At 46.7% G+C, this 5,368-nt stretch carries 8 protein-coding genes; 5 read left to right on the top strand and 3 right to left on the bottom strand.

Annotated features, from left to right (window positions below):
* The 3 genes from NZ772_13035 to NZ772_13025 all read right to left on the bottom strand — a co-directional run.
* On the bottom strand, positions 1-145 hold a 145-nt coding region (locus NZ772_13035), incomplete at its 3' end, for a DUF1818 family protein (protein ID MCS6814475.1).
* Positions 142-642: a hypothetical protein gene (locus NZ772_13030; protein MCS6814474.1), complete on the bottom strand. Its 501-nt coding sequence runs from the start codon at positions 640-642 to the stop codon at positions 142-144. The genes NZ772_13030 and NZ772_13035, both read right to left, overlap by 4 nt.
* Positions 642-887 carry a DNA-directed RNA polymerase subunit omega gene (locus tag NZ772_13025; GenBank protein MCS6814473.1) on the bottom strand — a complete coding sequence of 82 codons (246 nt, stop codon included), beginning with the start codon at positions 885-887 and terminating at the stop codon, positions 642-644. The genes NZ772_13030 and NZ772_13025 overlap by 1 nt, the downstream gene beginning before the upstream one ends.
* A gap of 185 nt (positions 888-1,072) precedes the next feature.
* Between NZ772_13025 and NZ772_13020 the strand changes: the two genes are divergently transcribed.
* The 5 genes from NZ772_13020 to acsF all read left to right on the top strand — a co-directional run bounded on the left by NZ772_13020 (position 1,073) and on the right by acsF (position 5,181).
* Positions 1,073-1,480, top strand: a complete 408-nt coding sequence (locus NZ772_13020) for a hypothetical protein (protein MCS6814472.1) — start codon at positions 1,073-1,075, stop codon at positions 1,478-1,480.
* A 97-nt stretch (positions 1,481-1,577) separates the two neighbouring features.
* A complete protein-coding gene (locus NZ772_13015; GenBank protein MCS6814471.1) occupies positions 1,578-2,795 on the top strand; it encodes a DUF790 family protein in 1,218 nt (405 codons plus the stop codon).
* Positions 2,796-2,860: 65 nt separating this feature from the next.
* Positions 2,861-3,460 (top strand): hypothetical protein, encoded by a 600-nt coding sequence (locus NZ772_13010; GenBank protein MCS6814470.1) that lies wholly within the window; start codon positions 2,861-2,863, stop codon positions 3,458-3,460.
* A 168-nt stretch (positions 3,461-3,628) separates the two neighbouring features.
* Positions 3,629-4,003: a DUF2237 domain-containing protein gene (locus tag NZ772_13005; GenBank protein MCS6814469.1), complete on the top strand. Its 375-nt coding sequence runs from the start codon at positions 3,629-3,631 to the stop codon at positions 4,001-4,003.
* A gap of 101 nt (positions 4,004-4,104) precedes the next feature.
* Positions 4,105-5,181 (top strand): magnesium-protoporphyrin IX monomethyl ester (oxidative) cyclase, encoded by a 1,077-nt coding sequence (acsF, locus tag NZ772_13000; protein MCS6814468.1) that lies wholly within the window; start codon positions 4,105-4,107, stop codon positions 5,179-5,181.
* The last annotated feature ends 187 nt before the right edge of the window (positions 5,182-5,368 follow it).

Here is a 5,368-nt window from a genome sequence, read left to right as displayed (position 1 = left end):
TACACAGACGGCAAAAATCATGCAGCTCAGCATCCGTAAGTTCAATCGCCCAGTGATCTCCACCGATCAACCCTGTGAAGACTGGAGCAGATGGATCCCAACCAATTCGCCAACCCGCACCTGTTTGCAACAGACGATCGTTCATCGGGCAATTTTCAGCAAAGCTACCAAGGTTTGTACCAATTCTTCACGTTGAACGCGACTTAACCGCTTTATAGCCGCTTGATCTCCTATTAGAGGACTGGGAGTTAACCTAGCTCCTGCCACATAATCGTCTGGATCCATATATTCATTGACTCCTAGATAGTCTGCTAGGGTTAACTTCCAGTCTAGCCGCAACCCAGGAGGCCGACCTTTCTGGAAAACATGGTATTGAATCATCCGCCGGACAAGGGTGTTATCAGTAGCGACTTGTCCAGTGTCTCGACTCACATACTGGTTTTCGAGAGGAAGGTCAGGTAGTTGCCGATACACTTCTCGCCACACATTCTGAATTAACAGCGGCTGAACATTAACAGGGCTAGGCTGTGCAACACCAGATTGAGCAATGACGTTACGACTACTAGCGAAGTGGGTAATGACGACCATCATCACAGCCACTGTCCAAACAAACCACCAGTTTGTGCGCCTGTGTTGAGCCATCAATCGCCAATAATTTCTATCTGAGTTAACTCATCAGACATTTCCATAATGGCTCGAATCACAGGTTTCATCCTAGGGTCATCAAGATTATCAAATTCTTCAAACCGACGACGCTTCGCCCGGTTAGCAACCTGCACCGTAACCCGGTAACGATTTGACGAGGCGTTAATCAACTCTTCTGCTCGTCGCATCAGATGCATCGTGTCAAACGATGAGCGTTTCTGAGTACTACTTTTGAGTTTCAAGAGTTTGCCTCCTCTATCGGGATTAAGTCTATTAGGAATAAATCTCGCCATAATTCCAGTCCTAGTGTATCCAACCTGTTTGCAGTCAACTAATCCCACTATAGCTTTGTTTCATTCGTTCACATTTCTTATCATAATAGTTACTGATCTGTAACCTATGGGCGACTAATGCTTAGGAGAGTAGTATGACTGGATTTGTGAAACGGCTATTTGGTTCAAAGCGTGCTGATGGTAATGCTTCTACTCAACGAGTAAAGCCTCAATCGACTTCTGGTGCCTACTTTTTAGACGCAGACAGTGCTAAAAGTTTAGGCAATCTTGATTATATGCGGACAGCCCAGACTATTAGGCGGACATTTCCCAAAACAGCGAGTAGTCCTGAGGAAAAAGAAGTGATCAAGCGAGTCTCAGCTATGGACAGTGTGCAATTGTCGAAATATGAAGCAGAAGCTGCCGCTAAGAAGGGTACTCCTGCAAATCAACCGAATGTCCAGATATCCCCAACGGCTATTGGGGAAGCTGCTGATCGGCGTCGCCTAGACTCCAGTATGGATTTGTTCCGCAATATGGCTAAGGACATTCGCAAGTCTTGACCATGATGGAGACTGTCTGGTCTCAAATTCGTCTTGAGATAGATGTCATGATGATCTGGGTCTCGCGCTAGTCTTTCTGAGTTTGAACTGCCATGTTATGTTGCCCAGTGACCTGCTGATTCTACGTACTGAAGGAAACACAGTAGTTCCCAAGCAATTACCGTTAGACAACAGGTCGCTGGCAATGGCTAGCGAGTTAATTGCTCTGGTGCGATCGCGAGTGAACCAGCGCCAAGGTGATCTTGACCGTCAGTTAAACCAACTGGAAGGTGACAGTGTAGACTATCGCATCTGGCGAGGACTTGCCCATCTGTTGAAGGTGAGTTTTTGCACGTTTGAAACCCTGAGTCCACTAGAACCGCAACAGTTACGTCAGCGGGTGTTTACATTGTCAGCAGCTTCTGTACCTAGCCCTCGTGCTACGGAGCAAATTCTCACTCAGCTTGCAGATTCCTTGAGCCAAGAATTAAATCGTGAGGTGCAACGGTCAGAAATTCAAGCTGGTTTATATGCAGACCTGAAGGAGAATCAGATTCTGACTCGATTTGAGGAGCCAACTCCAGAAGCTCTGATCCATCGCTACAATCTATCTCAGGTGCAGGGTGTGTTGTATCAAGCTGCTTACCTTGTTTTGCATGTACATCGCAACGACCCAGGTGAATATAAACTTCTGTTTCGCTACCTCAAGCTCTATCAACTGATGGCCTATGTGGAAGGTGATGCAGACCACGGCTTTACAATTACCGTGGATGGGGCAGCTAGCCTGTTTGGTATGAGCACGCGGTATGGGTTAAAGCTAGCTATGATGCTGCCTGCGTTGCTGCATGTGACTAACTGGGAGTTGGAAGCCGTACTATATCAACGAGACTCGTTCACAGGAGATGCGCGCCAGCGTCAGTTTCAACTTCAGCATGACTGTGGTTTGGTGAGCCACTACCCACCTGGAAAGCCTTACGATAGTATGCTTGAACGAAGTTTTGCTAATCGCTGGACAGCGGTCAATACTGATTGGAAGCTGGAGCGCGAGGTAGAGTTGTTGCCCGTTCCAGGAAGTGTTGTGATCCCAGATTTTCGGCTGGTTCATCCTGATGGACGCACTTGGTTGTTGGAAATTGTAGGTTATTGGCGACCAGACTACCTGCAAAAGAAGTTTGCACAAGTTCGCAAGGCCAGTTGTACAAATCTGATCCTGGCAATTTCTGAGCGCCTCAACTTAGAAAAAGCCGGGGTAGATGTGAAGGATGTAACAGTGCCGATCGTGTGGTTTAAGCGAGAGCTGTTACCCAAAGCTGTGCTTGCAATCGTAGACTCATAACCAGAGCATTGACGCATTTGGGCTTCTGCTGTACACATGGGATAATGACTAGCTGCGTGTAAACTATGACTCCTCAGCCTTTGTCTAAACTTTCTCCCCACGATATACAACGGCTCAAAGAACAGCAAATTGAGCAGGAGCGACTGCAAGATGTTTTGCTAGTGCTTGACCAGCTATTTCGACGTGAGAAAGTGACAGCAACCCTAGTGATTGACTGTCTTTATGACATCGGATACGTCAACCTTATTAACCAGAAAATTCGACCTCGTTATCTACAACCTTTGACCAAGAGCCTAGCGCGCATGTCTAAGCCATTATGTCGTCAGGTGGCATTAATGTGGGTTGTGGAGAATAGTCCCAGGTTGATCACGAATTGGCTGCATTCATTAGTTGTTTTTTCTGATCCAGACGACAAAAAGTCATCTGAGGCGGGGGACATAGCTACAGATAGCTCGACAGAAGCACAGCGTGCAGATACGGCAGCAGAAATAGAGCGACTCCGCACCCAAGCCCGCCTCTCTACAGGGGTAGCGATCGCAGCTATAGTTGCCTTGATTGGCACTGTTTTTTATACAACTGTCCATCTACAAGCAATGCCACAGATTCATCCGCTAGATGCAACGGCTGCCACAGTGCAACCTAGGTCAAACCATCGGTGCCAGTAACTACTACTACGGTCATCAATCAGCATTCGCTAACCAGTATTCACCGAATCAGTGATCCATGCATCGAATACACAACATTTGGGTTAATCACACCTCTTGTCGATGACCCCTATCTGTCGGTAATCTACATAGTTAGCTATGCCATGCATAAATAAGGATTGCCGTTTTATGTCAACTGCTAGTAATGTGCTAGGTAAACCACTGCAAGTCTGTTGTACGTCGCCCATGACGGGTTTTTATCGTGACGGCATGTGCAATACAGGAGCAGGTGACATTGGAGCGCATACGGTTTGTGCCCAAGTTACAGAAGCATTTTTAGCGTTTAGCAAGGCTAGGGGCAACGACTTGATTACCCCTGTACCTGCCTATGCCTTTCCTGGGCTAAAACCAGGCGATCGTTGGTGTTTATGTGCTTCTCGCTGGAAAGAGGCACTAGATGCTGGCATGGCCCCGCCTGTTGTGTTAGCTGCTACCCATGCTTCCACCCTGGAATATGTAACTTTAGAAGACCTTAAGGCGCATGCCCTTGATTTACCGGAATAAGGCCCTTTGGTTGCAACCATTCTTAACGAAATCTGGGGTGTTTATACTCATCACCCTGATAAACTGGGGAACGTAATAAAAAGGTTTACCCCTAAGGCGTTATGGTCAACACCGTTGAGAAGCCCAACTTTGAAGAGATAAAGCCAGGTGTCAAAGTGCCTGCTAAGGAGACAATTTTAACTCCTCGATTCTACACTACAGACTTCGATGCAATGGCAGCAATGGATATAACTGCCAACGAAGATGAGCTGAAGGCCATTTTGGAGGAATTTCGGCAAGACTATAATCGTAACCACTTTGTTCGTGATAGCGAGTTTGAGCAGTCTTGGGAGCATATTGATGGCGAAACTCGTCGCCTGTTTGTGGAATTCTTAGAGCGCTCCTGTACGGCTGAGTTTTCTGGCTTTCTTCTCTACAAGGAACTATCACGCAAGCTCAAAGGCAAAAATCCCGTATTGGCAGAGTGCTTTGGGTTGATGTCTCGTGACGAAGCTCGACATGCAGGTTTCCTTAACAAAGCCATGTCTGACTTCAACTTATGTTTAGACTTGGGTTTCCTCACTAAGAGCCGCAGCTATACCTACTTTCAGCCCAAATTTATTTTTTATGCTACCTACCTTTCGGAAAAGATTGGTTATTGGCGCTACATTACTATCTATCGTCATCTAGAATCACACCCAGAGAATCGGATCTATCCCATCTTCCGCTTTTTTGAGAACTGGTGTCAGGATGAGAACCGTCATGGTGACTTTTTTGATGCCCTAATGCGTGCTCAACCCAAGATCTTGACCGGTCTAGAGGCAAAATTGTGGAGTCGATTCTTCTTGTTGTCGGTGTTTGCCACAATGTATCTAAATGATGTGCAGCGGGCAGGGTTTTATCGGGCGATCGGCCTAGATGCCCGCGAGTATGACAAGTATGTAATTGAGAAGACCAATGAAACCGCAGCACGGGTATTCCCTGTGATTTTGAACGTGGGACATCCAGACTTCTATCGCTTGTTAGAAATCTGTGTGGACAACAATGCCAAGTTGACGGCGATCGCAGAGTCTAATCAACCGAAGGTGATTAAAGCCCTGCGAAAGCTCCCGCTGTATCTGTCTAACGTTGTGCAGTTTGTCCGTCTCTATTTGATGAAGCCGATACCTGTTGAGCACTTGGCTAATACAGTGCGCTAGGGCATTTCGCCTGGTAGTCAGTTTTTTCGAGAACTTTGTTAGAAAGGTAGTGACAAAATCTAGCTCTTCAGGTATATTGTAGGTGGTGTGAGGAGCGAACCAGTCAGGGCACCGAGACGAAACGCGGAAAGTCGTCGGTGCCCTTTCTGACTTTAAAGTGTTGACTTTAGAATTGTTAAACTATTTG

The organism is Cyanobacteriota bacterium, assembly GCA_025054735.1.
Taxonomy (GTDB): Bacteria; Cyanobacteriota; Cyanobacteriia; order SKYG9; family SKYG9; genus SKYG9.
The sequence above is the reverse complement of the archived record's forward strand: the minus strand, read 5'-3'. Positions and strand labels throughout refer to the sequence as shown.